Source organism: Rhizobium binxianense, from assembly GCF_028994275.1.
GTDB classification, from domain to species: Bacteria; Pseudomonadota; Alphaproteobacteria; order Rhizobiales; family Rhizobiaceae; genus Rhizobium; species Rhizobium binxianense.
This window is the reverse complement of record NZ_CP118713.1, coordinates 2,300,568-2,324,954: the sequence shown is the minus strand read 5'-3', so window position 1 is coordinate 2,324,954 and position 24,387 is coordinate 2,300,568. Positions and strand designations below refer to the sequence as shown.

General features: G+C 61.3%; 25 protein-coding genes and 1 pseudogene. 11 read left to right on the top strand and 15 right to left on the bottom strand.

The genetic code is table 11. The features are described 5' to 3' along the window. Window positions 1-107: 107 nt before the first annotated feature. Window positions 108-248: pseudogene (locus tag PO860_RS11615) on the top strand (NAD(P)H-dependent oxidoreductase); the annotation flags it as partial. A gap of 26 nt (window positions 249-274) precedes the next feature. Here PO860_RS11615 and PO860_RS11610 read toward each other — a convergent pair. The 5 genes from PO860_RS11610 to PO860_RS11590 form a co-directional block, all read right to left on the bottom strand. Next, window positions 275-865 carry a GNAT family N-acetyltransferase gene (locus PO860_RS11610; RefSeq protein WP_273883895.1) on the bottom strand — a complete coding sequence of 197 codons (591 nt, stop codon included), beginning with the start codon at window positions 863-865 and terminating at the stop codon, window positions 275-277. A gap of 219 nt (window positions 866-1,084) precedes the next feature. After that, a complete protein-coding gene (locus tag PO860_RS11605) occupies window positions 1,085-1,573 on the bottom strand; it encodes a BA14K family protein (RefSeq protein WP_273883894.1) in 489 nt (162 codons plus the stop codon). A gap of 211 nt (window positions 1,574-1,784) precedes the next feature. Next, window positions 1,785-1,994, bottom strand: coding sequence for a hypothetical protein (locus PO860_RS11600; protein WP_272782299.1), 210 nt, complete (start codon window positions 1,992-1,994; stop codon window positions 1,785-1,787). A gap of 185 nt (window positions 1,995-2,179) precedes the next feature. Beyond that, window positions 2,180-2,416, bottom strand: a complete 237-nt coding sequence (locus tag PO860_RS11595) for a hypothetical protein (RefSeq protein ID WP_179874152.1) — start codon at window positions 2,414-2,416, stop codon at window positions 2,180-2,182. A 73-nt stretch (window positions 2,417-2,489) separates the two neighbouring features. Continuing rightward, window positions 2,490-3,326 (bottom strand): alpha/beta fold hydrolase, encoded by an 837-nt coding sequence (locus tag PO860_RS11590; protein WP_273883893.1) that lies wholly within the window; start codon window positions 3,324-3,326, stop codon window positions 2,490-2,492. A gap of 499 nt (window positions 3,327-3,825) precedes the next feature. Between PO860_RS11590 and PO860_RS11585 the strand changes: the two genes are divergently transcribed. After that, window positions 3,826-4,782 carry a S1C family serine protease gene (locus PO860_RS11585; RefSeq protein ID WP_273883892.1) on the top strand — a complete coding sequence of 319 codons (957 nt, stop codon included), beginning with the start codon at window positions 3,826-3,828 and terminating at the stop codon, window positions 4,780-4,782. Between the two features lie 38 nt (window positions 4,783-4,820). On the opposite strand, the gene dusA is transcribed toward PO860_RS11585, so the two are convergent. The 4 genes from dusA to PO860_RS11565 all read right to left on the bottom strand — a co-directional run bounded on the left by dusA (window position 4,821) and on the right by PO860_RS11565 (window position 7,822). Beyond that, on the bottom strand, window positions 4,821-5,822 hold the full coding sequence (gene dusA, locus PO860_RS11580) for a tRNA dihydrouridine(20/20a) synthase DusA (protein WP_183606920.1): 1,002 nt from the start codon (window positions 5,820-5,822) through the stop codon (window positions 4,821-4,823). Window positions 5,823-6,011: 189 nt separating this feature from the next. Continuing rightward, on the bottom strand, window positions 6,012-6,224 hold the full coding sequence (locus PO860_RS11575) for a cold-shock protein (protein ID WP_003540801.1): 213 nt from the start codon (window positions 6,222-6,224) through the stop codon (window positions 6,012-6,014). A gap of 660 nt (window positions 6,225-6,884) precedes the next feature. Continuing rightward, window positions 6,885-7,352, bottom strand: coding sequence for a DUF3828 domain-containing protein (locus PO860_RS11570; RefSeq protein WP_273883891.1), 468 nt, complete (start codon window positions 7,350-7,352; stop codon window positions 6,885-6,887). Between the two features lie 83 nt (window positions 7,353-7,435). Further along, on the bottom strand, window positions 7,436-7,822 hold the full coding sequence (locus PO860_RS11565; protein WP_273883890.1) for a GNAT family N-acetyltransferase: 387 nt from the start codon (window positions 7,820-7,822) through the stop codon (window positions 7,436-7,438). A gap of 334 nt (window positions 7,823-8,156) precedes the next feature. On the opposite strand from PO860_RS11565, the gene PO860_RS11560 reads away from it, so the two are divergent. Together PO860_RS11560 and PO860_RS11555 are read left to right on the top strand one after the other, a co-directional pair. Next, window positions 8,157-8,879 (top strand): SOS response-associated peptidase, encoded by a 723-nt coding sequence (locus PO860_RS11560; RefSeq protein WP_273883889.1) that lies wholly within the window; start codon window positions 8,157-8,159, stop codon window positions 8,877-8,879. A gap of 122 nt (window positions 8,880-9,001) precedes the next feature. Further along, a complete protein-coding gene (locus PO860_RS11555; RefSeq protein ID WP_272782307.1) occupies window positions 9,002-9,700 on the top strand; it encodes a hypothetical protein in 699 nt (232 codons plus the stop codon). Window positions 9,701-10,466: 766 nt separating this feature from the next. Here the strand turns inward: PO860_RS11555 and uvrB are convergent. Then, a complete protein-coding gene (gene uvrB / locus PO860_RS11545; protein ID WP_273883888.1) occupies window positions 10,467-13,418 on the bottom strand; it encodes an excinuclease ABC subunit UvrB in 2,952 nt (983 codons plus the stop codon). 276 nt (window positions 13,419-13,694) lie between these two features. After that, entirely contained in the window at window positions 13,695-15,485 is a 1,791-nt protein-coding gene (locus PO860_RS11540) for a glycoside hydrolase family 15 protein (RefSeq protein ID WP_273880957.1), read from the bottom strand. A 388-nt stretch (window positions 15,486-15,873) separates the two neighbouring features. On the opposite strand from PO860_RS11540, the gene PO860_RS11535 reads away from it, so the two are divergent. From PO860_RS11535 to PO860_RS11520, 4 genes are all read left to right on the top strand, one after another. Beyond that, window positions 15,874-16,215 (top strand): lipoprotein, encoded by a 342-nt coding sequence (locus PO860_RS11535; protein WP_097619213.1) that lies wholly within the window; start codon window positions 15,874-15,876, stop codon window positions 16,213-16,215. A gap of 377 nt (window positions 16,216-16,592) precedes the next feature. After that, complete coding sequence (locus tag PO860_RS11530) at window positions 16,593-16,826, top strand: DUF982 domain-containing protein (RefSeq protein WP_245433135.1); 234 nt, start codon at window positions 16,593-16,595, stop codon at window positions 16,824-16,826. A 146-nt stretch (window positions 16,827-16,972) separates the two neighbouring features. Further along, the gene (locus tag PO860_RS11525; RefSeq protein WP_273883887.1) at window positions 16,973-17,362 is read left to right on the top strand and encodes a hypothetical protein; all 390 of its coding nucleotides are present in this window, start codon (window positions 16,973-16,975) and stop codon (window positions 17,360-17,362) included. A 220-nt stretch (window positions 17,363-17,582) separates the two neighbouring features. Next, the gene (locus tag PO860_RS11520) at window positions 17,583-17,960 is read left to right on the top strand and encodes a hypothetical protein (RefSeq protein ID WP_097619095.1); all 378 of its coding nucleotides are present in this window, start codon (window positions 17,583-17,585) and stop codon (window positions 17,958-17,960) included. A gap of 268 nt (window positions 17,961-18,228) precedes the next feature. Here the strand turns inward: PO860_RS11520 and PO860_RS11515 are convergent, their stop codons facing one another. Together PO860_RS11515 and PO860_RS11510 are read right to left on the bottom strand one after the other, a co-directional pair. Beyond that, window positions 18,229-18,684, bottom strand: coding sequence for a DUF805 domain-containing protein (locus PO860_RS11515; RefSeq protein ID WP_097619096.1), 456 nt, complete (start codon window positions 18,682-18,684; stop codon window positions 18,229-18,231). Window positions 18,685-18,845: 161 nt separating this feature from the next. Next, window positions 18,846-19,613: an adenylate/guanylate cyclase domain-containing protein gene (locus PO860_RS11510; RefSeq protein WP_273883886.1), complete on the bottom strand. Its 768-nt coding sequence runs from the start codon at window positions 19,611-19,613 to the stop codon at window positions 18,846-18,848. A 338-nt stretch (window positions 19,614-19,951) separates the two neighbouring features. Here PO860_RS11510 and PO860_RS11505 point away from each other — a divergent pair, with 338 nt between their 5' ends. After that, window positions 19,952-22,168 (top strand): adenylate/guanylate cyclase domain-containing protein, encoded by a 2,217-nt coding sequence (locus PO860_RS11505; protein ID WP_275037830.1) that lies wholly within the window; start codon window positions 19,952-19,954, stop codon window positions 22,166-22,168. Window positions 22,169-22,187: 19 nt separating this feature from the next. On the opposite strand, the gene PO860_RS11500 is transcribed toward PO860_RS11505, so the two are convergent. Together PO860_RS11500 and PO860_RS11495 are read right to left on the bottom strand one after the other, a co-directional pair. Beyond that, window positions 22,188-22,712 carry a YHS domain-containing (seleno)protein gene (locus tag PO860_RS11500; protein WP_183606932.1) on the bottom strand — a complete coding sequence of 175 codons (525 nt, stop codon included), beginning with the start codon at window positions 22,710-22,712 and terminating at the stop codon, window positions 22,188-22,190. A 44-nt stretch (window positions 22,713-22,756) separates the two neighbouring features. Next, on the bottom strand, window positions 22,757-23,347 hold the full coding sequence (locus PO860_RS11495; protein WP_183607677.1) for an ankyrin repeat domain-containing protein: 591 nt from the start codon (window positions 23,345-23,347) through the stop codon (window positions 22,757-22,759). Between the two features lie 328 nt (window positions 23,348-23,675). Between PO860_RS11495 and PO860_RS11490 the strand changes: the two genes are divergently transcribed. After that, on the top strand, window positions 23,676-24,059 hold the full coding sequence (locus PO860_RS11490; protein WP_272782317.1) for a response regulator: 384 nt from the start codon (window positions 23,676-23,678) through the stop codon (window positions 24,057-24,059). A 64-nt stretch (window positions 24,060-24,123) separates the two neighbouring features. Further along, window positions 24,124-24,363, top strand: a complete 240-nt coding sequence (locus PO860_RS11485; protein WP_411196864.1) for a hypothetical protein — start codon at window positions 24,124-24,126, stop codon at window positions 24,361-24,363. The last annotated feature ends 24 nt before the right edge of the window (window positions 24,364-24,387 follow it).

Below are 24,387 nucleotides of genomic sequence, written 5' to 3'. Positions count from 1 at the left end.
AAGCAAAAGTCGCTTTTGGCCGTGACTCAATTGAGCAATTCAGAGTCCTGCAGGCGCTGTAGCATTTTGCGTTGACAGCCATGATCAACCGATTCCTGTTAGGGAACATGAAGATTCACGGAATATCCGGCAGCGCCCGGCGCAAGTCCACCAATACATCAATGCTGCGGGCCGTGCGCGCCGTTGCGCCTGAAGAGATCGAGATTTCGATCTTCGACGGCGTGGCCGCTTGCGGTGCGCTCCGTCCGTCTGGAAATTCGTCGCGGGTTTCACGTCAGCCGGCGGTTCCGGGCTTCAGCCAGAAATACAGTTTGATCTGATCGGGCCTGTCGGAGGAATGCGGGCCGCGCATGAACAATTCACCGCCATTGCGCTTGATCACGCGCCGCGAGGCGTCGTTGTCCTCGTTGCAGAGGATGGTGAGACGGTTGAGGCCTTCCTTTGCCGCCACGGCCAGCAGAAGAGCGAGGGCCGTCGTCGCGTGGCCATTGCGCTGTTTCCACGGCACGACGGAATAACCCACATGGCCTGACACGTTGGGCGGCAGCGCCTCGGTGCCTGCTTGAAAACGCAGGCTGATGCTGCCGCAGAATTCGCCGTCTGAGATCCAGAACAGACGGGTGGTCAGCGGCGGCGGTCCCGATCCGGTGCGCCGCCTGCCATCCGCAATGAGATCGTCGAGAAACCTCGATCTGTCCTGGCGCAGCCGTTGAAGCTCGCCGCGGTTATAGGCCGCGTCGCCGGCGCGGCGCGGATCGAGAGACCAGCCGGCGGCGAGCGCCGCTTCGAAGCCCGACAGGTTTTCCTGATCCGGCGGCAGCAGGACGACGCGGCCGGCGGGCTTTGCTGTATTTCCAGATGTCATTTCGCACCTAGGTTCGTGTCGCCTACAACAATCTTGGCCGCGCAGAAGCCGTGCAAGGGGCCTTCGGCCATCAAAAAGCCCCGCATCTTCATGCGGGGCTTGCTCTGATGGATGGACCGGACTGCGGTTCAGCTTATAACGGCAGCGCAGAACCGCTCTATCCTTTTGTTTTACGCAATTCCGGACGGAAAACCGCTTCGCACTTTTCCTGAAATTGCTCTAGCGGCACTGGCGGCGCGGGCCGTAGTTCGGCTGGTAAGTGTTGTCATAAGCGCGGTAGGACCGGTAGCGGCTGTAGCAATAGTCTGCGTGCGAGCTGTAGCCACGTGCCGAATAGGCGCGCGGTTGCGAAGCGATGATGCCGCCGATGAGGGCACCGGCCGCCAAGCCGCCGATGATGGCGCCGGTATTGTCATGATGTCGATATCGGCGATCGTAGCGGCGATCCCAGCCATAGCGGTCGTCGCGGTAGTAGTCCCGATCGCGATAGTGGTGGCGGTGGCGATACCACCTGCGATCATCGTTCCCGAACTGACCCGGGCAGTTCGTGAAGTTATTGCAGCCGACGGTGATGATACGGGCGTCGGTATTTTGAGACGACGGCTGCGCCGATTGTACCGGGCTCGGCACGAAAGCCGGACCTGCCGAGGCCGGCATTCCGGAGAAGGCCGTCGCTATCGACAGAGCAATAATGGCGAATCTGTTCATTTCACTCACCTGGGTCAACGGATGTATCGGAGGGATAACGCAGGGAAAGGCAATAGGTTCATTAGGATGCGAGGGTCGATGTATGTGCGTATATGCTAACGCATGGGCGAAGGCGGCGCTTGGCCGTCGCCGGTCGATGCAGAGGCGCGTCCCTGCCGGAGACTGGAGCAAATGCTGAATTTGCGCGTCAGCGGACGGCGCGTTATCAGCCTCATCTTCCGCCGGCCAGCAATCGAAGCTGGTTCTCGTCATGCACACCTTGCCGGTAAAGCTCGATGATGAGAGCGCCAAGGCGGTCGGCTTCCGCGCCTGATCTGTCGATATCGAGCCCGTTACAGAGGGCTTCGTGGACACGCCTGCACACATCGAGGTCTTCGGATGCGAGCGGTTCGTCACGCGTACTGAACAGCTTGTCTGACATCGCGATCTGCCCCTTTTCGATGCCGTGAATCGCTATCGAAAAAAAGATAATTTCGCGATCTTGGCTCTGCAAGACGGGCGAAGGTCCGAAATACAAAAACAATTCGTGACGCGCGGAAAGATGCCGACAAGGGGGGCGGCATGAGTATCAGATCCATGGGCGCATCGGCGCGACAGGGGGGAGATCTACTTGGTTGCGGGGTCCTTGCCGCTCTGCTGCGACAGGCGCAGCTCCTTCAGCCGCTTGGTTTTCTCCCGGCGAGCCCTCTGCTCCGCCTCGATGGTTTCCTTGGCGGCTCGCTCGGTGTTTTCGAAGCGATCCTGCCGATAAGCCTTTGATGAGGGTTCACGTTCTCTTGTCATGGCCGCTAAACGCAAATCGGCGAAAACGGTTTCATGGGAAAATGCGTAACTGGCCGTCAATCGATCGACGTGGCCCGTATCAAAGCCATCGTGGCCGCCGGGCGCCCTCGTCGGCGCCCGGTGACATCACGGATCAGCCCTTGATGAAGGCGAGGATGTCGGGATTGATGATGTCGGCATGGGTGGTGCACATGCCGTGCGGAAATTTCTCGTAGACCTTCAGTGTCGCGTTCTGCAGCAGCTTGGACGAGAGCAGGGCGGAGTCGGCGATCGGCACGATCTGGTCGTCGTCGCCGTGCATGACGAAGGTCGGCACGGTGATGATCTTGAGATCTTCAGTGAAGTCGGTTTCCGAAAAGGCCTTGATGCCGTCGTAATGCGCCTTGGCGCCGCCGATCATGCCCTGGCGCCACCAATTGTTGATGATCGGCTCCGACACTTTCGTGCCCGGCCGGTTGAAGCTGTAGAACGGGCCGGCCGGCAGGTCGCGATAGAATTGCGAGCGGTTGGCGGCAAGCTGCCGGCGCAGGTCGTCGAAGACCTCGATCGGCAGGCCGCCGGGATTCGCATCGGTTTTCACCATGATGGGCGGCACGGCGCCGATGATGACGAGCTTGGCGACGCGGCCCTGCGGCTGGCCATGGCGGGCGACATAATGGGTCGCCTCGCCGCCGCCGGTGGAGTGGCCGATATGGACGGTGTTCCTGAGATCGAGATGTTCGACGACAGCCGCGGCATCGGCGGCGTAATGATCCATGTCGTGACCGTCGCCCACCTGGGTGGAGCGGCCGTGGCCGCGCCGGTCATGGGCGACGACGCGGTAGCCCTTATCGAGGAAGAACAGCATCTGGGCGTCCCAATCATCGGAGCAGAGCGGCCAGCCGTGATGGAACATGATCGGCTGGGCGGTCTTCGGCCCCCAATCCTTGTAGAAGATCTCGACGCCGTCCTTGGTGGTGACTGTGCTCATCTTTTGATTCCCTTGGTTGGGTTGGATTGGATGAAGGCGGGGTGAATTTGCGCCGTTGCCGGCAAAATTGACAAGGCCATGGGCACGGTTGCGCACGGTCAGGTTGGTATATGCTGATGTTATCATCAAGCTATTCTTTATATTCAATTGACAACAGAATTTTGTCTAGGCCAGGGAATTCTTCGCTCAACAGAGCCTCCCCCTGAGGTGCGCAGGCCAAGGGCCGGAGCCTCGAAGGGCGAGGCGGGTCCTCGGCTGTCAGAGGCGATATGCGCGAAGCGGCGCTGCGGCATGTCCCTCGAGGCTTCGCCTGCGGGCTGCGCGCGGGATGGGGGACGTTGGAGGATGCTGCATTGCAGGCCCGCCGCCGGCGCTCACTTGAACGCGGATCGACGCCCAACCATCTAATCCTTACACAACAGCACAATGGCGAACCGTCGCAACCGCGACCGCTTCGCCGGCGGCGGAACGGCCGTTACTGCCGCCTGAGGATCAAACAATGGGTTACATGGACAAGGACATCGCGCCCCAGAATGACGGGGCGCTGATCGATGCCTATTCGCAATCGATCGCAGCAGCAGTCGATATCGTCGGGCCGGCGGTCAGCCGGATCGAGAGGGTAGGTGGCCGGCAGGGGCACGGTTCGGGCTTCGCCATTTCGCCTGACGGCCTGATCATCACCAACAGCCACGTCGTCGACGACGCCAAGGCCGTTCGCATCACCACGCCCGATGGCTTCGTCACCGAGGGTCGGGTGCTCGGCCGCGATGTGGATACCGATATCGCCCTCATTCGCGCCAATACCAGCACCGGCGCCTGGGCGAAGCTCGGAGATTCCCAGCGCTTGCGCCGGGGCCATATCGCCATCGCGATCGGAAACCCGCTCGGCTTCGAATGGACTGTTACCGCCGGCATCGTCTCGGCGCTCGGCCGGTCGATGCGGGCGGCCAGCGGCCGGCTGATGGACGATGTCATCCAGACCGATGCGGCGCTCAATCCCGGCAATTCGGGCGGGCCGCTGGTGTCTTCGAGCGGCGAAGTCATCGGCGTCAATACCGCCGTCATCCAGGGTGCGCAGAGCATCGCCTTTGCCATGGCGTCGAACACGGCCAATTTCGTGGTTTCGGAAATTCTCCGCTATGGGCAGGTGCGGCGTGCCTTCATCGGCATATCAGGCGACACCATCGTACTGCCGCGCCGGGTGGCGCTTGCCGCGGGCACGGTGCAGACGACCTCCGTTCGCATCCGCCGGGTCGAGCCGGAGGGGCCGGCGGCAAAGGGCGGGTTGCAGGAAGGCGATTATATCCTCGCCATCGACGGCAGCCCGGTCGGCGGCGTCGATGATATCGTCCGATTGATGGATGGCAGCCGGATCGGCAGGGAGACGGAGATCCTGGTGTTTTCGGTGGCGGGCCGGATCGAGCAGAAGATCTTGCTGCCGATGGCGCGCTCATGACGCCGCGCATCGGCGCCATGACGAGACATCACGTCGCGTCAGGCGCTGACCGCCTCCTGCTCCGTTCCTGAAAAATCCACTGCGGCAAAGGCTGCGGCCAGCACCTCCGGCCCGGCACCGTTTTTGGCCGCGTCGGTCGAGAGGATCTGGCGGTAGCGCCTGGCACCGGGCAGGCCGGTGAAGAGGCCGACCATGTGGCGGGCCACGTGCTGCAGCCGGCCGCCGCTGGCGATATGGCGTTCGGCATAGGCCATCATCCGGCCGCAGAGCGCCTCCCAGTCCGGCTCGACCGCCGGCGCGCCGAAGAAGCGCTGGTCGATGTCGGCAAGGATTGCAGCATTCTGGTAGGCGGCGCGGCCGAGCATGACGCCGTCGACCTGTTCGAGGTGGGCTGCGGCTTCATCCAGCGTGCGGATGCCGCCATTGATGCCGATGAAGACATCCGGCCAGCGCTGTTTCATCCGGTAGACGATCTGATAATCGAGCGGCGGGATCTCGCGGTTCTCCTTGGGGCTCAGGCCCTTCAGCCAGGCCTTGCGCGCATGGATCCAGATTGCGTCGGCGCCGGCATCGAGGACGCGGGTGATCAGCTCGGGCAGCGCCTGTTCCGGCTCCTGCTCGTCGACGCCGATCCGGCATTTCACCGTCACCGGCACGGTCGCAACCCTCTTCATCGCGGCGATGCACTCGGCCACCGTGTCCGGCGTCAGCATCAGGCAGGCGCCGAAGGTGCCGGACTGCACGCGGTCGGAGGGGCAGCCGACATTGAGGTTGATCTCGTCATAGCCATAGGGCTCGGCGATCGTCACCGCCTCGGCAAGCTTTGCCGGGTCCGACCCGCCGAGCTGCAGCGCCAGCGGGTGCTCCGCGGCGTCATGGCCGAGCAGCCGGTCGCGCGGGCCGTGGATGATCGCATCGGCCACCACCATCTCGGTATAGAGCAGCGCCTGCCGGCTGATCTGCCGGTGGAAATAGCGGCAATGCCGATCCGTCCAGTCGATCATCGGGGCCACGGCGAAAATCGGCCTGCTATAGGTCATCGACGTTCCATTGTTCCTTGGTTCGTGTGGTGCCATTGCATCGCGCGGTCTACGCCCTATGGGCGGGATCATCCATCCGCGCGCATATAACACTTGGCCGCGCGATCGACAAATGACTGCCGCTCGACACCAAACAGAAACGGCGCCCCTTGCGGAGCGCCGTTTATGCCGCCTGAGCGGAAATCTGACTTACGAAGCCGAGATGTTGACGGCCTTCGGGCCCTTGCCCATGCGGTCCGGCTCGGTGTCGAAGGTAACCTGCTGGCCTTCGCGCAGCGACTGGATGCCAGAAGCCTGCAGCGCAGAAATATGGACGAAAACGTCCTTAGCGCCGCCGTCCGGCGTGATGAAACCAAAACCCTTGTCCTGGTTGAAGAATTTTACGGTGCCCTTGGTGGCCATTGGGATCGTCCTTTTCCCTTAGTCTGTGTAGTATCCGCGCCCCCGAGAGGAAGCGGACGGCTTTAGCTTTCGCCCCGATCGATTGGGACGAAGGGTCAGTCGGAGAAGTCACGTACGGGGAAAGAACGTCTACGTAGGCGGGTAGTCCCGCGCCGCCTTCCAAACGGAAGGGATTACCACATCAGTCCAGTCACCGGCATGCAAATGCCCGAGTAGGTGAATTGGTGCCAGCTTTTCGGGCAAAAGGCAAGCGGGATTATTTTGGCATGCCTGCATCGATGTCAGGAAATGCCGAAGATTCAGATACTTGAGGAAGAGTTAGCGGTTCCTTGCACGGCTGTGCCATATCGGGATTCTGTGCCGGAATGAGATGAGCGGCAGATTCGATAGCCGGAGGCGGATTTTGCCGGGGCCTGTCGGGAATATAGAGGCACCGCGATCAGCCCTCATGGTGAGGGTGAGAAGCGATCCGCGAAGCGGAGCGATCGATCCAGTGAATCGATGAACGTAGGGTCTGTCTCGAACGACGAGGGCGGGTGTATGCCGATATCGGAGATGAGACGCAGGTGGCCGCCCCGTCCTTCGAGGCCCCTTACGGGGCACCTCAGTATGAGGCGGAGAGACGTGGCAGCAGACAGAAGACCAGCCCTCATCAGCCCCTTACTGCGCATCCCCCAGCAACCCGCTCAGGCTCCACGGATTATCGCCCTTCTGGTTGGCGATGTCGTCCACTTTCCAGCCGCCGTGTTCGCGCACCAGGCTATAGAAGAGTGTGACCTCCTGGCCGTTTTCGAACTCCACTTCCACCTCGGCCTTGTCATCCAGCAGGATCGGCTGGCCGATCCTGACGTCGCTGGCCACGCCATCCTGGCCCGCGATGACAGGATCGAAATCGATGGCGCCGGCACCACCTTCCGGCGTGTTGTCGAGATCGGCCTGGAGGAGCCCGTTCAGATGGTCGGAGAAGAAGATCGAATAGGGCGAGGGCGCCTCGGCATCGCTGTTGTCGGTGTTGTAGCTGTAGAGCGCCTTGAGCAGCGCCTTCGGTGTCTTGTAGGTCTCTGCCGACGCGGGCAAGGCGGCGAGCGCCGACACGGCGAGGGCGAGGATGAATGTGGGCAGACGCATGCGGGCTCTCCTCCGATGAGCGAGGAATCATAGCTGAAACGGCGTCGAGGTGCAGCGGCATTTTCGGGGCCAGTGTTTCGGGCTTAGGCCAACTTGATGAGTCCTGCCTTCGTCGGCCTGAAACCGCAGGCGCGGTAGAAGCCGGTCAGGTGCGGCTCGAAATCGACATGCAGCCACGCGGCGCCGCGCTCCCGCGCAACCCTTGTCGCCTCCCGGACCAGCCGTGTGGCGATGCCTTGCCTTCGCATGTCGGGGTGGACCGAAGTATCGAGGATGAAGGCATGGACGCCGCCATCCCAGGCGACGTTGATGAAGCCGACAAGCCTGTCGTCGTGGTAGGCGCCGATATGGGCGAGGCTGCGGGACAGGATGGGCGTGAAGTCGCGCGGCGCCAGGGTGCCCCAGGCGGCGGAAAAGAGGGCGTTCAATTCGGCGGCGGAGGGGAAGGGGTCGATGCGGAGTTCTGGCATGGGCGTTCCGCTTCCTTCATCGAGAAACTCTCCGGGATTGCTTCTCCGCCAGTTTTGCCGGTTTCGCAATGGGTTGATTGTTGCGTCGAACCGGCTCCTTTCAGCCTCGACACAAAGGCCGCCAACTTCTGGTCGGTGGTTCCCGAGCTTGTCACAGGAATGCAGCCATTGCCCTTCTGTGCGGTGAACGGCTCTCGTCAACGCAACAGGATCTCACGTCCGATCCGAGCGGCTAAGGGCATTGTTGATGGAACACAACTGACGCTTTGTTGACGATGTCCCGGATGAGAACATAATCAGAACATCCAGCATTCTCAGCCGGTAGGGAGGGCTTATGTGCGGACGCATCTTCGTCAAGACATCGCTTGAAGAACTGATCAGCAATTTCGCCCTTGCCGTCAAGGGCGGGGATATCGACGGGCTTGGAAACCGCTTTCCCCGTTGGAATGGCGCCCCGTCGCAAGATTATCCTATCATCATCAGGGACATCGTCCGCGAACCCGATACGTCAGGCCCGATATTCGTGACTGCGCGCTGGGGTTTGATGCCTCCCTGGGCCAAGCCCGGCGGCAGGCCGCCGCCGGTCAATGTTCGATGCGAGACGATCGGCTCCAACGGCATGTCCCGTTCGGCATACCGGTCGCGCCGCTGCCTCGTGCCGATCAACGGCTTCTTCGAATGGAAGGACATTCACGGCACCGGCAAGAACAAGCAACCCTATGCCATCGCGATGAAGGACGGCTCTGCCTTTGCGCTCGCCGGGATCTGGGAGACGTGGAAGGACGACAATGCGGTGTCGATCCGCAACTTCGCCATCGTTACCTGCGAGCCGAACGAGATGATGGCGGCGATTCACGACCGCATGCCCGTCATTCTGCATCGCGAGGATTACGAGCGGTGGCTGTCAGCTGAGCCCGATCCCGGAGATCTCATGACACCGTTCCCGGCCGAGCTGATGACGATGTGGAAGATCGGCCGCGGCGTCGGCTCGCCGAGGAATGACGGGCCTGAGATCATCGAGGAAGTCGAGGACGATCCGGAACCGACGCTGATCTAAACAAATCAGGCAATGGCACGTCGCAGTTTGCGTCCGCAATTGCTCTGACTCTCACTGGCTCGGGCGGGAGCCATTCACGAAACCATGCGGCAGAAAACATCCTCGCGAGGAGAGGACCACGCATGCAAGACGATATCGGAACGCTGTTAAGGTCGTTCCTCAACAATGTCCTTCGCCGCCAGACACAGCGCCGGATACGGGATTTCGGCGGCTATGAGATCGGCAAGCGCCGGAAGCTTGATGTCATCGACGCGATTGCCGGCGACGCGGCCGATTTCCTCTGCACCTATCTCGACATCAAGGCGAACGGCCGGCCGGCCACCAGGGAAGGTGTCGCCTTGGCGATCGCACAGGCGTTGCGGAATGTGTCCGATGAACTCGCCTACAGGCTGACATCACGCCAGGACGAAGCGTGGAGTGTTGTCTGCGAGTCGGTCGCTGTCTTTCTGGAAGGCGGCATGGAGTTCGATCGGAAACCCTATGACGGCTCGCTGACGGCGCGGTCGGACTATAATGGCTGGAAGAGCTGGGAGATGATTGTCAGCGGCGAGCAGCCGAAGGGACAATGGCGTCACGCGTGGAAGGAAAAGCCGGGCGACGATTTCATCGGCTTTGACGGTGATGCCTGCATGGGGCGGATTTTCAGGATCGATCTGACAGGGTCCGACGAGCGCTGGTACTGGCTGATCGCGGCCGACGGCAGCCCACGGCTGGGATGGCCGGCGGCAGGCTATGAGGCGAGCGCCAGGAGCGCGGCCTGTCGGGTGGAGCGGATTTATTTTGCGCTGGTGGCTGGGGAGGGGAGAGTTGTGTTTGGGTGAGCGGGAAGGGCATGGGGCGTTTAGGTGGAGTTGCTGACTCCTTCGCCAGGATCGCGGCAGAGCGACCACCTCCCCTTCGACATTCCTGTGCTCGTCACAGGAATTCAGTGCGCCCAAGTCCTTGGGCGCGGGAGAAGCCTTTACCGAGGTGAGGTCATTCACCGCGCGGACGCGCGGTGGCTGGATTCCTGTGACGAGCACAGGAATGAGGGAAGAGAGGGCATGCCTCCACTACTCCACATCAGCCAGAAACGCGCTCAACTCCATGGTTCCTCGCCCTGTTGGTTGGCTTCATAAAAAGAGGAGCGGGGATAAGCTAAACATGCGCCCATATTTTCCGCAGTGGCGTTCCAAGGCATTCAGCCATTTTTCGGTCCTGCTCCTCAGTGGTATTGCCGATGCCTGGATTGTGCGCCTCGAGAGCAAAGCGGCCGAACGCGGCGGGCCAGACATACCGCAAGTCGTTCAATGATACGGTGGCGCTATTTCCACGGCGATATCTGTCTTGGAGAATGATAAATTTAGTCTTCCAGAAATGAGCGATCAATTGATCAATATAGCCAGACTCTATTATCTGGCTAATGATCGACGTTTCGTTCTGGTCAGATATTTGGTCGCAGCATGTTTTGGGGGAGGACTTGTGACAATGTTTATCCCATCTTTAATGACAATCAAGGCTGCGGCAAAGACTCTCATTTATTAGGTCCCTGTGCCGGTGCTCGGGCAGATCGTCGCGCGCCATTAGTTTAGCACGGCTTTCTTCTCATCACCGGCCCGGCCGCCCAGTCTTCCCCTTCGTCCGCCCCTTGCGCTTCTGCTCACCCGGGTCCTCATAGCTCCCGACACCCGTCTTCCCACGCACGACCGGCCGCACGTCATCGCGTTCCGGCTGCCCTTCAAGCAATGGTGAAAACCGCTTGGTGCCCTTGGCGGCATCCGGCTTTTCCGGCACGTGGCCGATGACCGGCTTTTCCGTCCGCCCGACGGTCATTTCGTCGAGGTCGTTTTTGCGGAAGAGGCTCTTTCTGGCGGGTTCGGCGATGTCGCGGCCCATGTCGTCCAGATCCGGTTTGCGGAAGAGAGGGGTGGCGGTGTCGGTGCCTGGGCCCATGTCGTCGAGGCTGGGTCTGGAGAAGTAGGAGGCTTGCGTCTCGGTTGCCGGCTTGGATCCTCGGGTCAAGCCCTGGGATGACGGAGGAGCGGCGGAGCCGCGCGCTTTTCCTTCCATCGCCTTCGCTTCCTCGCGCGCCATCGGGTCGTCCATGGCGGCGAGTTCCACGGCCTTGAGGCGTTTGATTTCGTCGCGGAGGCGGGCGGCTTTTTCGAAGTCGAGGTCGGCGGCGGCGTCGCGCATGCTTTTTTCGAGCGCGTTGAGATGGGTCTGCAGGTTGTTGCCGACGAGGTTGCCGCCATCGGCGAAGCCCTTGCCCGAGACGCCCGAAATATCGGCGCGGACGTGGTCGCGTTCGTAGACGCTGTCGAGAATGTCGGAGATCCTGGCCTTGACCGATTCCGGGGTGATGCCGTGTTCGGCGTTGTAGACCATCTGCTTTTCGCGGCGGCGGCTGGTTTCCTCCATCGCCCGCTTCATCGAGCCGGTGACATTGTCGGCATAGAGGATGACCTTGCCGTCGACGTTGCGTGCGGCGCGGCCGATCGTCTGGATCAGCGAGGTCTCGGAGCGCAGGAAGCCTTCCTTGTCGGCGTCGAGGATGGCGACGAAGCCGCATTCGGGAATGTCGAGGCCTTCACGCAAAAGGTTGATGCCGACGAGCACGTCGAAGGCGCCGAGGCGGAGATCGCGGAGGATCTCGATACGCTCCAGCGTGTCGATGTCGGAGTGCATGTAGCGGACGCGCACGCCCTGCTCATGCAGATATTCGGTCAGGTCCTCGGCCATGCGCTTGGTCAGCACGGTGCAGAGGGTGCGGTAGCCCTTGGCCGATGTCTCGCGGATCTCGCCGAGCACGTCGTCCACCTGAGTGCGGGCCGATCGGACCTCGACCGGCGGGTCGATCAGGCCGGTCGGGCGGATCACCTGTTCGGCGAAGACGCCGCCGGACTGGTCCATCTCCCAGGCGCCGGGGGTGGCCGAAACGGCGATGGTGTCGGGGCGCATGGCGTCCCATTCCTCGAAGCGCAGCGGCCGGTTGTCCATGCAGGAGGGCAGGCGGAAGCCGTATTCGGCCAGCGTCGCCTTGCGCCTGAAGTCGCCCCGGTACATGCCGCCGATCTGCGGCACGGTGACATGGCTTTCGTCGATGAAGACGAGGGCGTTGTCGGGGATATATTCGAACAGCGTCGGCGGGGGATCGCCGGGGTCACGGCCGGTGAGATAGCGCGAATAGTTCTCGATGCCCTGGCAGGAGCCTGTGGCTTCGAGCATTTCGATATCGTAGCGGGTGCGCTGCTCCAGGCGCTGGGCCTCCAGCAGACGGCCGGCCTTCTCCAGCTCGGCGAGGCGCAGCCTGAGCTCCTCCTTGATCGACTTGATGGCGCCGTTCAGCGTCGGGCGCGGGGTGACATAGTGCGAATTGGCGTAGATCTTCACCGATTTCAGGTCGCCGACCTTCTGGCCGGTGAGTGGGTCGAACTCGGTGATGGCGTCGATCTCGTCGCCGAACATCGAGATACGCCAGGCGGCATCTTCCAAGTGGGCAGGGAAGAGCTCGATCGTGTCGCCGCGCACCCGGAAGCTGCCACGGGTGAAATCCATGTCGCGGCGCTTGTATTGCTGGGCGACGAGGTCGGCCAGCAGCTGGCGCTGGTCGAGCCGGTCGCCGACCGACATCTGGAAGGTCATCGCCGTATAGGTCTCGACCGAGCCGATACCGTAGATGCAGGAAACCGAGGCGACGATGATGCAGTCGTCGCGTTCGAGCAGCGAGCGCGTCGCCGAGTGGCGCATGCGGTCGATCTGCTCGTTGATCGAGGATTCCTTCTCGATATAGGTGTCGGAGCGCGGCACATAGGCTTCCGGCTGGTAATAATCATAGTAGGAAACGAAATACTCCACCGCATTGTCGGGGAAGAAGTTCTTGAATTCGGAATAGAGCTGCGCGGCCAGCGTCTTGTTCGGCGCCAGGATCACGGCCGGGCGCTGCGTCGCCTCGATCACCTTGGCCATGGTGAAGGTCTTGCCGGAGCCGGTGACACCGAGCAGCACCTGGCTGCGGTCGCCGTTCTCCAGGCCCTCGACGAGGTCGCGGATGGCGGTGGGCTGGTCGCCGGCCGGCTCGTAATCCGACTGCATGCGGATACGGATGCCGCCTTCGGATTTTTCCGGCCGGGCAGGGCGGTGCGGTGTCCAGATCTTGCCGTTCTTGTGCAGCGGATTGCCGCTCTCGATCAGCGCCGACAGCGCCTCGACGGTGGCGGTGACGGCGGTGCCTGCCTGCAGCGACGAGGCTTCCTCCAGCGTCGTATCCATGCCCGAGACGGGATTGAGCCCGGCCGCCGCGCGCGTCTTCGGATCGGTGGAGCCGCCCATGGAGGTGCCGCGCGCCGATTTCGAGGCGGCGATCTCCACCTTCTTGCGATGCTTGCCGGCCTTGGAGGCGATCTGGCGCTGCGTCTCGACGCCCGAGGCTTCCGCATCGGCCTCCAACTGCTTCACCCAATCGGCAACCGAGCCGGAGAGCGGCGCGCCCTCGAAGGACGATTGCGGGGCTTCCTCGAAGCCGTTCGGGGCGGGGGATTTCTTCGGAGATTTGGCCATGGCGGGAATATGGAGAGAGTCAGTGCGAAAGGGAAGAGGGAAAGAGTACAAAAGGGAAACGAATGAATCGTTCGGATTTATGAATAGTCTCCCGGTCGCGTGATACTAAAAGACCCCGCCCCAACCCCTCCTCACAGGTGGGAGGGGCTAATCCGGCGGCACCGCCTTGCCTCTTCCGAAACGTTGAGGCTTTGGAAAGCCGGCGCAGTAGGTTAAGCCCCTCCCACCTGTGGGGCGGGGTTGGGGCGGGGTCTTTCTTCAGCGGTTCTACACTCATCAAGCCGAACGCTGGTCCGCCGGCCCCTCCAGCCGCGCGAGGTTCAACGCACTGTTGATCAACCCGATATGGCTGAAGGCCTGCGGGAAGTTGCCGAGCATGCGGCGGGCGGCGGGATCATATTCTTCCGCCAGAAGCCCGACATCGTTGCAGATATTAAGCAGCCGCTCGAACAGGCGCAGCGCATCGTCGCGGCGGCCGATCATGCCGAGGGCGTCGACGAGCCAGAAGCTGCAGGCCAGAAAGGCGCCTTCGCCGGGCGGCAGGCCGTCGTCCACCTCCTGCGTCTCGTAGCGCAGCAGCAGGCCATCGCGCAGCAGCTTGCGCTCGATCGCCTCGACTGTCGCGACATAGCGCGGATCATCAGGCGGGATGAAGCCGACCATGCCGAGCTGCAGCAGGCTGGCATCCATCGCCTTGGAGCCATAGGCCTGCGTAAAGCAGCCGAGTTCGGGATCGAAAGCCTTCTCGCAAACCTCGGCATGGATGTGATCTGCGAGCGTGCGCCAACGTGCGGCGGCCTCGGGCTCGCCGTCCGCCTCTGCAATCTGGACGGCGCGGTCGAAGGCCACCCAGGCCATGACCTTCGAATAGGTGAAATGCTGGCGCTGGCCGCGCACCTCCCAGATGCCTTCATCGGGCTCCACCCAGATTTTTTCGAGATAGGGCAGAATGGCCGCCGCCAGTTCGCGTTCGCGGTGATGCGGCGGAAGCCCGCCCTTGCGGGCCTGCAGCATGGCGTCGGCTACCTCGCCATAGACATCGAGCTGCACCTGTTCGGCAGCGGCATTGCCGATGCGCACGGGTGTCGAGCCCTCGTAGCCACTCAGCCAGGGAACCTGCCATTCCAGCAGATTGCGCTCGCCGGCGACGCCATACATGATCTGCATCTGCGCCGGGGCGCCGGCGACCGCCCGCAGCAGCCACTTGCGCCAGGCGCTGGCTTCCTCGTAGTAGCCGAGTTTCATCAGGGCGAGCAGGGTCAGCGTCGCGTCGCGCAGCCAGCAATAGCGATAGTCCCAGTTGCGCGGCCCGCCGATCTTTTCCGGCAGGGAGGTCGTCGCCGCGGCGATGATGCCGCCCGTCGGCATGTAGGTCAGTGCCTTGAGCGTGATGAGCGAGCGTTTGACCTGTTCCGTCCACTGGCCGACCTTCGGGCAGGTCGCGGCAAAGGATAACCAGAATTCCTCCGTGTCCGGCAGCGCATATTCCACCTGCCGCTGAGCCGGCTGCGGCATATGCGAGGGGGACCAGGTCAGGGTGAAGATCTGGCTCTCGCCAGCGGCAACCTGGAAGGAGCCGACCGTGCTCAGGCCGCGGCCTTCGAGCGGGACGGCGCAATTCAGGGTTAGCCTGTCCGGGCCGGCAATGGCGGTGATGCCGCCATCCTCGCCATGCGTGACCCAGGGAACGGTTCGGCCGTAATCGAAGCGAAGGTTGAGCTCCATATCGAAGGCGACAGTGCCGCTCTTACCCTCGACGATGCGCATCAGATCGCTCGTGCCATCGCGAAGCGGCATGAAGTCGATGAGAACGGCGGTGCCGGTCTCGGTCTGAAACTCGGTTTCGAGAATGAGCGTATCGTTGCGGTAGCGGCGCGTGACGCGGACATTTTCACCTGACGGTGACAGCGACCAGAAGCCGTTATCCCCAGCGCCGAGCAGGGCGGCAAAACAGGAGGGGGAATCGAAGCGCGGAAAACAGAGCCAGTCGATCGAGCCGTTCTTCGAGACGAGTGCGGCGGTTTCGCAATCGCCGATGAGCGCGTAGTCCTCAATGGGTACCGACACCGGAGCCTCCTTTGCATAGCAGTCGGGCTTTTAGGTAGAGGCCGTGCGCGGAGGTCAAGCGCGGAAACTAACGGGGCGGTAGGCGTGCCCGCTATCATGCAAAACTCCGGCTATCAATTGTGGGAAGCTCTCCGACGCAGCTTTGACTGCCGCGCTCTGACGGATGATATCTGCACGGAAAGCGCGTTTCCCTTGTTCGCCATTGCCCAGGTCAGGCGAAAAGCGAGCTGTCAATCAGGCTGAGAGTGCTGACCCCGGTTACCGGAATCGAATCCGCTTTCGGAAGTACCGACCCACAAATAAAAGTCTGTGGTTGAAGGATGGGCCGCCTCCCGCAACGCGCGCGGCGATGTTACAGCTGCTGCGGGAATTGGGGACCGAAAATTTCATGAACAAGATCATCATTGCATTCGCAGCGACCGCGGCACTTGCCGGCTGCGCCAAACGTCCTGACGCCATCGTCCAGGTCGATATTCCGATGGCGGCCTATACAAATCTCAGTTGCCAGGCGCTCGGCGTGGAACTCAAGAAAGAGAAGGCCAAGCTCGACGACCTTTCCAAGCAGCAGATCAGCGCAGCGAACGGCGATGCTTTCGGCGTCTTCCTCGTTGGCGTCCCTATCGGCAGCGTCGCCGGAGGCGACAAGGAAGGGGAAATTGCCGCTTCTAAAGGCAAGGTCTCGGCCATGCAGTCCGCTGGCATGAGCAAGGGCTGCAAGCTGTCAGGCTGACAGTCGGGGCGCCATCCGCATTGCCCTTCGAGGCCCCTGGCGGGGCACCTGAGGGTGAGGCTCTCTCAGGCGTTGGCGCGATCTCCCTATAGCCTACCCAGCGAACGGTGGCTTTTCCGCTTATCGATGCGGCATCCTCCCAAGCCCCTCATGCTGAGGCGCGCAGCCCGCAGGGCGGAGCCTCGAAGCACGCGCTCGAGGGCTACTCCTTGCATCCATCAACTGCCGGCGCATCATCGACCGGCCCCGCACTGGAACCGAAATCAGCCTTCCGCAGTTAGTTTCCTGTCAATTGAGCTGCAGGTGCGACTGCCATTAGCGACCATTCCGCCTTCTGGAAAAAACCGATCACCATCGATCTCGATAGCGGCGAACGAATGGTTCTCCGATCGCCGCAGGATGCACTTTACGCACTCGTCTCCGACTGGCCGGTCAAGGGCGGCGTCCATCAGCAGCGGGCGGTCGATTTCTGCCGTGCCTGGCTTGCCGGCCGTATGCCGGCCGAGACGGTGCGGCAGGCCTTTATCCTGGCGGCGCTGGAAGCCGGGGTGGCGATCCACGATGATGATGAAGATGGGGCCGGAAGCTCTGTTTTGAATCCCTCAGTGTAGATGAGCCAACGCTGATATATCCGCGTCACGCAGCCGGTATCCCGCAGCAGCAGCAATATTCCCACGATGTATTGCAAATATTATTCTCGCTGTGTTTGTAGGAATAGGCAGCGTTTGCGCTCCGATTCTTTTAGGGATTTAGCTAAATGAAATTGAAAGTCCTTGTTTGCGCCGCGCTGCTGGCTCTCGCCGGCTGCAATGCGCCGGTGTCGCAATCCGTTGCGGATTCGCAGCGTCCTCCCTCGAGTGACGTCCGGCAGAAGTTCATCAACATCGTGTTCAAGAGAACCTACCGGCACGAAGCGGGAGAAGTCGTATGGGCCCGCATCTCCAGTGTGGTTCTGCTCGATCCTGAAAAAAAGATCTACGCTTACTGTGTGCGGGTGGTGCCCAAGCGCAGCTGGGGAGACTGGGCCTATCTCGGCGTCTCCTTCACGGATGACAAAATATTAGGCGCGACGGTGAATGATAATCGCTGCCGCGACAAGCGGCTGCGTTACTACCCGTTTCCTGAGATGAACGGCATGAAGACCTGACAGGGCGAGGGCTCCGGCCGCGTCGCCGTTCGAGGCTTTGTTGAGCGGCGGCGCGACATGCTTCCAGCATTGCGGGGGCGCGGCATTCTCCAACCTTCCTCATGCGGAGTGCTTAGCCGCAGGGCGGAGCCTCGAAGTACGGGATGTGACGTTGCTGCTTGCAGCCATCGCCTCTTGGAAAAGGCCGATCTATCGACGTCGAAATAGGAGATTCAACTGAATGAAGATCAAATTCATTGCTTACGCTGCCCTGCTGGCACTGGCCGGCTGCCAAACTCCTGCGCCGCAATCCGTTGCAGATTCCCAGCGTCCGCCCTCCAACGCGGTCCGACGCGAGTACGTCGATGCTCTGCGGGGAACCATTAAAGCGGGGAACTTCGTAAAGGCCGAGATATCCAGCGTGGTTTTGCTTGATCCGCAAAAGCAGATATATGCTTATTGTACGCGGACGACGGAACGTGCCTACCCAAACTGGTCCTATATCGGCGTGGGCTTGCAGCACGACATGATATTGTACCTGAAAAAGGACGACTACCGCTGCCACGACAAGCGGCTGCGTTACTATGATTTTCCGGAACTGCGGAACATGAAGTACTGAAGCAGAGGCGGGGGTCTTTGCCAGCCTCGCCGGTCCCTTTCGGACGCCATCAAAATCAGAGATACCTCACGCAACGGCCATCGAGGGATGTCGTCGAATGTGTCGAGGCCATCGAAATGGTCGATCGGCAGTCGGCGGCGAGTTCCGGGGCCGCTGGTTGACGGCCGGGCAAAACAGTATTTCGAGCGACGGGTTTCTTGCCGGAGTGGGTGTAGGAGGCGGTCCCTAAGCGAACTGCGCATTGCGCAGTCCGCGAGGCACACTTTGCTCAGGCAAACACGGCTTCCCTGGAATGATCCGCCGTCGGCGCTTTGCAATACCACACCAGCACTGCAATCGTTCCGATGGGAGCTAATAGTCCGAGAAGCTGGTGCCATCCGCTCCGGTTGACGTCGTGAAGGCGTCGTGCCGCCATGGCGATCGACGGAAGAAACGTGGCCAGAGACCAGATCCGATTCAAGGTTTCGCTCCGATCGACGACATACAAAGCGATCCCGACGAGAAGGACGAAGAGCGTCGAATACCAGAACTCCGATCGGCTCGCTCTGCCGCTGAAGGTCACATAATTCTTGAAGTAGCTTGCGATCGCCTGGCCGAAACCCATGGCCTGCGGCAGGCCGCCGAAGCGGTTCGGCCCGGCCGGCGGTTTTCTGAAGATGAAGATCAATGGCACGCCGATCAGGATCAAGACGATCAACCAGTGAAACAGAGAAAAACTGCCCATGAGATACCCCAGCTGTTAGAACAGCTTAGAGATAAGCGATGTTTGTTTCCGGAGGATTAACTTGCTTGTGATCCGATGTGTTTCGCAATCACAGCTTGTGAAATTGCGGCTGCCATGTTGGCGGCGCGATGATGCTTTGAGACGGCCGCAATCGCCGTCGCTCAGCGCTTGAGCAGCACGCTTGCCTGCACCGGCTGCTCGATGCCCTTCAGCGCCAGCATACGCGTTTCTGCGCCCGCCGCGAGGTCGGGAGCCTTGGCGGCCGTCTCGGCCGAGATCAGGATCTCCCCGGCGGCGGCCTGGGATTCCAGCCGTGCGGCTTGGTTGACGACGCCGCCGATCGCGGTGAAATCGCTGCGGAAGCTGGAGAATTCGCCGATCTGGACCTCGCCGGAATGGATGCCGACGCCGACGCCGAGGGTCCGGCCGGGCACTAGATCAAGCGCCAGGTCGTTCAGCGCGGCGGCGCAATTGCGCTGTATTTGCTGCCCGGCCAAGATTGCGGCGGCGGCGTGATCCCTGCTGACGATCGGGAAATTGAAGATCGCCATCAGGCCGTCGCCCATCTGCTTGTTGACGATACCGTGATGCGCCCAGATCGCCTGGGCGCAGCGATCCTGGAACAGGCGGACGATTTCGCTGAGCTGCACCGCCTCGATGCGCTCGGAAAGATCGGTAAAGCCCCTGATATCGGCAAACAGGATGGTGGCCTCGACGGTGATCTGGCGCTGCTTCTTCACATACTGGAAGGAGCGCTCGCAGATCGTGCAGATATCGGGGTTCATCTTGCTGCGGGTGATGCCGAAGGCGCGGAAGGGAAGCGCGAGCGGGCCGCCGATCGGGATCGGCATATGCATCTGGTCCCAACAGCCGCGGCAGATTCTGGCGCTGCCGTGCCTGGCCGGCTCATTTGTTGAGGCTGTCGTCATATCGAACAATCCGTCGCCCAGAGCATGATGCCGGAACGTGAGAGCGGTTTTCTCATGACATCATGCTCTCACTATCTAATGTGGAACAGGAAGACTTCAGGCCGACCCGACCTAAAATCATCTTGTTCTCGCCAAGGAACAAGCTTCCGCTACTCGCCTGCTTTTGGCAACTCTCCCGATCATCGAAGTCGACGATGGCTCGAATTATTTCGTGCGGCCCATTCTTATCGGGCAGATCACCGCCAGGTCGAATATCACGCGACCCGGCGATAGCATCGTGATGGTACCTACTGTAGGATGTTGTTAACAATACCTTCGCTCTCCAGGAAAGACCGGGGATGGAGCGCCGTCTTGCAGCAATCCTGATCGCCGATGTCGTCGGTTACAGTCGATTGAGCCGGATCGACGAGGAGGGCACGCGTGCGCGTTTTCAGGCGGATCAGGATGATGTCTTCGAGCCGGCGATCGAGCGACATCACGGCCGGCTGGTCAAAACCATGGGCGATGGTTTGCTGGTCGAATTCCAGAGTGTGGTCGATGCCTTGCGTTGCGCGGCGGAGGTTCAGCAACGGAAAGCCACCCGCAATGCCGCAGCCCTCCTGCAACACCGGCTCGAGTTCCGGATCGGCATCAATCTCGGCGATATCATCGTCGAGGGCTGGGATATTCAGGGCGACGGCGTCAATATCGCCGATCGCGTGCAGGCGCTGGCGGAACCGGGCGGCATCGTCATATCGGGAACGACCTACGACCAGGTGAAATCGAAAGTCCCGGTCGGTTTCGCTTCGCTCGGCGAGCAGCGGTTGAAGGGCATAACCGAACCGGTCCGGGTCTATCGCGTCCTGCTCGATCCCGTCGCCGCCGGCAAAACGCTGAGGACCCGCCGGCGCCTGCCGATGCGGCCCCTCGTTGCAGGCATCGCGGCGGCCGTCATCCTCGCTCTCGCCGGAGCGGCGCTCTGGTGGCAGCCGTGGATCCCGGCAAGATCCCCGGGGCTCGGCGAACGTTTCGCCTATCCGCTGCCGGACAAGCCGTCGGTCGCAGTTCTGCCCTTTATCAATGTCAGCGGCGATACCGAGCACGACCATCTCGCCGAGGGATTGACGGATGATCTGATCACCGAATTGTCGAAAGTATCGGGCCTCTTCGTCATCGCCCGCCATTCCGTCTTCGCCCTCCAGGGCTCCGTCGGCAAGATCCAGGATGTGGCCGCCGAACTCGGCGTTCACTATGTGCTCGAAGGGACATTGCAGCGGGCCGGGCCGCAGCTGCGGATCAATGTCAAGCTGATCGACGCGGTCACCGGCCTGTCGCTCTGGGCGGAGCGCTACGATCGCCAGTATGCCGACCTCTTTGCCGTTCAGGACGATGTGATCGGCAAGATCATCGCCGCCCTGTCGGTCAAGCTCAGCGCGCGCGAGCGCGACCAACTGGCCCGAATCCCGACCGAAAATCTCGAAGCCTATGATTATTACATGAGGGCCGAGCAGGAGGGCTTCATTTTCAGGGATGTCGATACCTATCGCCGGACGCTGTCCTTCTATCAGAAGGCGATCGACCTCGATCCGGGCTTTGCCAATGCCCATGCGGGAATTGCGCGCGTCGCCGTCGATGTCTGGCGCAACGACTACAACTACCTCTGGTCGGCCGCCGTTGCCCGCAAGATCGCCTATGACGCCGCCGGACAGGCGCTCAAGCTCGATCCCAACAATGCCAGGGCGCATACGGTCCTTGCCCTGCTGCAATGGGTGGATGGGCGTGAGACGGAGGCCAGGAATTCCGCCAATATGGCCGTCGCGATGCAGCCGAACGATGCCGAGGCCGCCGCCAATCTCGCGCTCATTCTGGTCCACACCGGAGATAGCGGCCAGGCCGTCACCGAGATGGAAAAGGCCTTGCGGCTCGACCCATCGCCGGCGTCGAGTTTTCAACTGCTGGCGGGGATCGTCTTTTATACCGCAGGCGACGACCAGCGGGCGATCTCGCTGATAGAGCCGACGCTCGGCAGCCTGCCGAAGGTCGAGCCGGCGCGTGAATATCTGGCGGCTGCCTATGCGGATCAGGGCAATGAAACCAGGGCCGCGACGGAGAGGGCAAAGCTGCTGGAGCTCTTCCCGGAAAGCAATCTGACCTATTACGGCTATCTCTATGATTATTGGCGGGACGGCGATCTTCAGCGTCATCTGGCCGGATTGCGAAAGGCCGGCATTCCGGAATGGCCCTTCGGTTTTACGGGCAATCAAGCCGACAGGCTCGGCGAGGCGGAGCTGCGCACTCTCGTCGATGGCAAGAGCTGGACCGGCAAACACAAGAACGGCACGGATTTCATCCAGTATTTCGACAAGGACGGAAATACCGCCTATCGCAGTGCCAATACCAACATCACCGGCACGATCGAGGTGCGAGGCGACAGAATCTGCGAAAAATTCGACGGCTATTTCCTCGACCGGATGGTGTGTGGATATGTTTACCGCAACACCACAGGCGAGCAGGGCGACAGGCCCTACATCCACGTCACGCCGCGTGCCCTGACGTTCTTTTCGTCAGCACCCTGACGTGCCGGGCGATGCGGCTTCATTTCGTCGCCGGTTGCTGCCAGACGGTGTGCATCTTCTCCGAAATCAGCGTCTGTTGAACTTCGGACCAATGCTTCTTGGAGTCGGTCACCTTGGTCGGGTTTTTCTCCATGCCTTCCGCCGCGCCGGGATCATAGCTGAGATACAGTTTGCCATCGATGATCCGCCAGGCTTTCGGATCGATATTGGTGGTCACCGTTCCAAAGGACACTCCATCGGCGCAATAGCCGCCATATTGCGGCGCGTATCTGGAAGGATCGCTCTTGAAGAGGTCGCGATTTTCAGCACTGGAAAAATGCCAGGTGGCGCCAAGCCAGCGGTAGGAATAGTCCTCGGACCCTTCGACGGCCTGGTTTTCGGTGAAATAGGCGACCGGGTCGTAGCCCTTGATCGCGATATCGCCGAAATAGCCGGTATTGACCAAATCTTCGGCCCCCGCGGGCCGCGTGAAGGAGAGCAGCATGACTGCAGCGCCCAGAGCCACTGCCGTCAGCATTCCGCATTTTTGCATATGGTAAGACATAAGATGCTCCGTTTCCGGATGCGGTCTTTTACTCCGGCGAAAGCCTATTGCCGTTTGGTGCATTCCTTGTAGAGCGGTTCGCCAACAAGCTCGGCTTTCTGGCAGACTGCTCCCGCTTCCATGAGTAATTTTGCCGTATCCCAATGCGCCCGCCACCCGGCCTGAGTGAGGGGCGTATAGCCGTTTCTTTCGGTCGCTTCGACGTCTGCATCCTTCGTCAACAGAAAGGCGACAACGTCGGCGTGGCCCTCCTCGGCGGCACCATGCAAGGGCGACATCTGATAGAAATTCTTGCTGTCGTTGACATCAGCCCCGTCTGCGACAAGCAGTTCCACCACCTTCAGATTTCCTGCATAGGCTGCAGCATGCAATGCAGTCAGCCCGCCTTTGTTGCGAGCTTCAATGTCGGCGCCGCGGTCCAGCAAAAGAGCCACGACATCGGCATGCCCCGCCAAAGCCGCTATGATCAGCGCCGGCTCACCCGCCTCATCGGCCTCCGACACATCGGCGCCTCGGTCGAGCAACTGTTCGACGCGGGCGAGATCGCCGTCCTTGGCCGCTTCATCCAAAGGGCCAGCCGATGATGGCACGGCGCCGATGAGAAGCGCAGCCAAAGTCGCGATATGAATATTCACGGGCACGATCTCGGCTTGATTGGGGTTTGCATGCGCCGTTTGTGGCGTTTTAGCACGCGTCCCATTCGTAAACAAGATTGTGCTAATGGACGCTCGCCCAGGCAACACCACTCACGCGCCACGGCTGCGACCGACGGTTCCGGGGAATACGGTCACACTTGTTACTACCCTCTGTTCGATTTCAGATGCGAACAGGCGCAACGGCATCACTGAACGGTGGCACATGACGCCGTGAAAGAAATTCAATGCAAAGTGGAAACATTCGGCGGAGAATGCGTTGTACCGGTTGCCGGCAGCTTGCCCGCAATGTTGATGAGGGAGGCTAAACATGAACGTCCTGATCGTTGAAGATGAGAATATTATCGCGCTGGAACTCGAACGCATTGCGCAGGAGGCCGGGCACCAGACAATCGGGCCGGTCTCGACGATGGAGCAGGCTCTCGCCCACGCGCAAAGAAGCGATGTTGCGCTCGTCGATCTCAGTCTCTCCGATGGGATGACCGGCGCCCAGCTTGCGCGCCGGCTGATCGACCGCCACCGGGTCGACGTCATCTTCGTGACCGGTCGTCCCGAGAATGTCGGTCACGGCATCGAAGGCGCGCTTGACGTGATCTCCAAGCCCTTCACCGATGAGAGGATCGTCGGCGCGCTCTCGCGGGCGGAGGCTGCCCGACGCAAAGATTTCGACAGCAGCAAGGCCGTGCTGTCATAGTGAAATCGGCCGCGCTCGGCGACCGATGCCTTTTGGAGGAGATAGTCCTGTGAAGCACGTGCTCATGGCCGTTCTCTTCGCCGCCCTTGCGGCCTGCGCCAGCTCAGGAAACCCGCAGCCTCTTCCGGGTAGCCTGACCTATGGCGGGAAAGTCGTCCATTCGCCCTATCGTCCCGGAACGGTGGTCAAGAATACCTTTCTTGGCGATTTCGGTTATCGCGTCTTCGAGACCTACGTCGTTCAGCCTGACGGGACGCTCAAGCTGACGTCCCAGAGCACGGGGCCGGACTTCCTTTGGCAGTGAGAGAGGATAGCGACATCCCGGCGG

What these genes read in the sequence shown, in the direction of transcription:
- PO860_RS11610 (WP_273883895.1), bottom strand. Translation starts at nt 865, where the DNA reads ATGACATCTGGAAATACAGCAAAGCCCGCCGGCCGCGTCGTCCTGCTG.
- PO860_RS11605 (WP_273883894.1), bottom strand. Translation starts at nt 1,573, where the DNA reads ATGAACAGATTCGCCATTATTGCTCTGTCGATAGCGACGGCCTTCTCC.
- PO860_RS11600 (WP_272782299.1), bottom strand. Translation starts at nt 1,994, where the DNA reads ATGTCAGACAAGCTGTTCAGTACGCGTGACGAACCGCTCGCATCCGAA.
- PO860_RS11590 (WP_273883893.1), bottom strand. Translation starts at nt 3,326, where the DNA reads ATGAGCACAGTCACCACCAAGGACGGCGTCGAGATCTTCTACAAGGAT.
- PO860_RS11585 (WP_273883892.1), top strand. Translation starts at nt 3,826, where the DNA reads ATGGGTTACATGGACAAGGACATCGCGCCCCAGAATGACGGGGCGCTG.
- dusA (WP_183606920.1), bottom strand. Translation starts at nt 5,822, where the DNA reads ATGACCTATAGCAGGCCGATTTTCGCCGTGGCCCCGATGATCGACTGG.
- PO860_RS11575 (WP_003540801.1), bottom strand. Translation starts at nt 6,224, where the DNA reads ATGGCCACCAAGGGCACCGTAAAATTCTTCAACCAGGACAAGGGTTTT.
- PO860_RS11570 (WP_273883891.1), bottom strand. Translation starts at nt 7,352, where the DNA reads ATGCGTCTGCCCACATTCATCCTCGCCCTCGCCGTGTCGGCGCTCGCC.
- PO860_RS11565 (WP_273883890.1), bottom strand. Translation starts at nt 7,822, where the DNA reads ATGCCAGAACTCCGCATCGACCCCTTCCCCTCCGCCGCCGAATTGAAC.
- PO860_RS11560 (WP_273883889.1), top strand. Translation starts at nt 8,157, where the DNA reads ATGTGCGGACGCATCTTCGTCAAGACATCGCTTGAAGAACTGATCAGC.
- PO860_RS11555 (WP_272782307.1), top strand. Translation starts at nt 9,002, where the DNA reads ATGCAAGACGATATCGGAACGCTGTTAAGGTCGTTCCTCAACAATGTC.
- uvrB (WP_273883888.1), bottom strand. Translation starts at nt 13,418, where the DNA reads ATGGCCAAATCTCCGAAGAAATCCCCCGCCCCGAACGGCTTCGAGGAA.
- PO860_RS11535 (WP_097619213.1), top strand. Translation starts at nt 15,874, where the DNA reads ATGAACAAGATCATCATTGCATTCGCAGCGACCGCGGCACTTGCCGGC.
- PO860_RS11530 (WP_245433135.1), top strand. Translation starts at nt 16,593, where the DNA reads ATGGTTCTCCGATCGCCGCAGGATGCACTTTACGCACTCGTCTCCGAC.
- PO860_RS11525 (WP_273883887.1), top strand. Translation starts at nt 16,973, where the DNA reads ATGAAATTGAAAGTCCTTGTTTGCGCCGCGCTGCTGGCTCTCGCCGGC.
- PO860_RS11520 (WP_097619095.1), top strand. Translation starts at nt 17,583, where the DNA reads ATGAAGATCAAATTCATTGCTTACGCTGCCCTGCTGGCACTGGCCGGC.
- PO860_RS11515 (WP_097619096.1), bottom strand. Translation starts at nt 18,684, where the DNA reads ATGGGCAGTTTTTCTCTGTTTCACTGGTTGATCGTCTTGATCCTGATC.
- PO860_RS11510 (WP_273883886.1), bottom strand. Translation starts at nt 19,613, where the DNA reads ATGACGACAGCCTCAACAAATGAGCCGGCCAGGCACGGCAGCGCCAGA.
- PO860_RS11505 (WP_275037830.1), top strand. Translation starts at nt 19,952, where the DNA reads ATGGAGCGCCGTCTTGCAGCAATCCTGATCGCCGATGTCGTCGGTTAC.
- PO860_RS11500 (WP_183606932.1), bottom strand. Translation starts at nt 22,712, where the DNA reads ATGTCTTACCATATGCAAAAATGCGGAATGCTGACGGCAGTGGCTCTG.
- PO860_RS11490 (WP_272782317.1), top strand. Translation starts at nt 23,676, where the DNA reads ATGAACGTCCTGATCGTTGAAGATGAGAATATTATCGCGCTGGAACTC.
- PO860_RS11485 (WP_411196864.1), top strand. Translation starts at nt 24,124, where the DNA reads ATGGCCGTTCTCTTCGCCGCCCTTGCGGCCTGCGCCAGCTCAGGAAAC.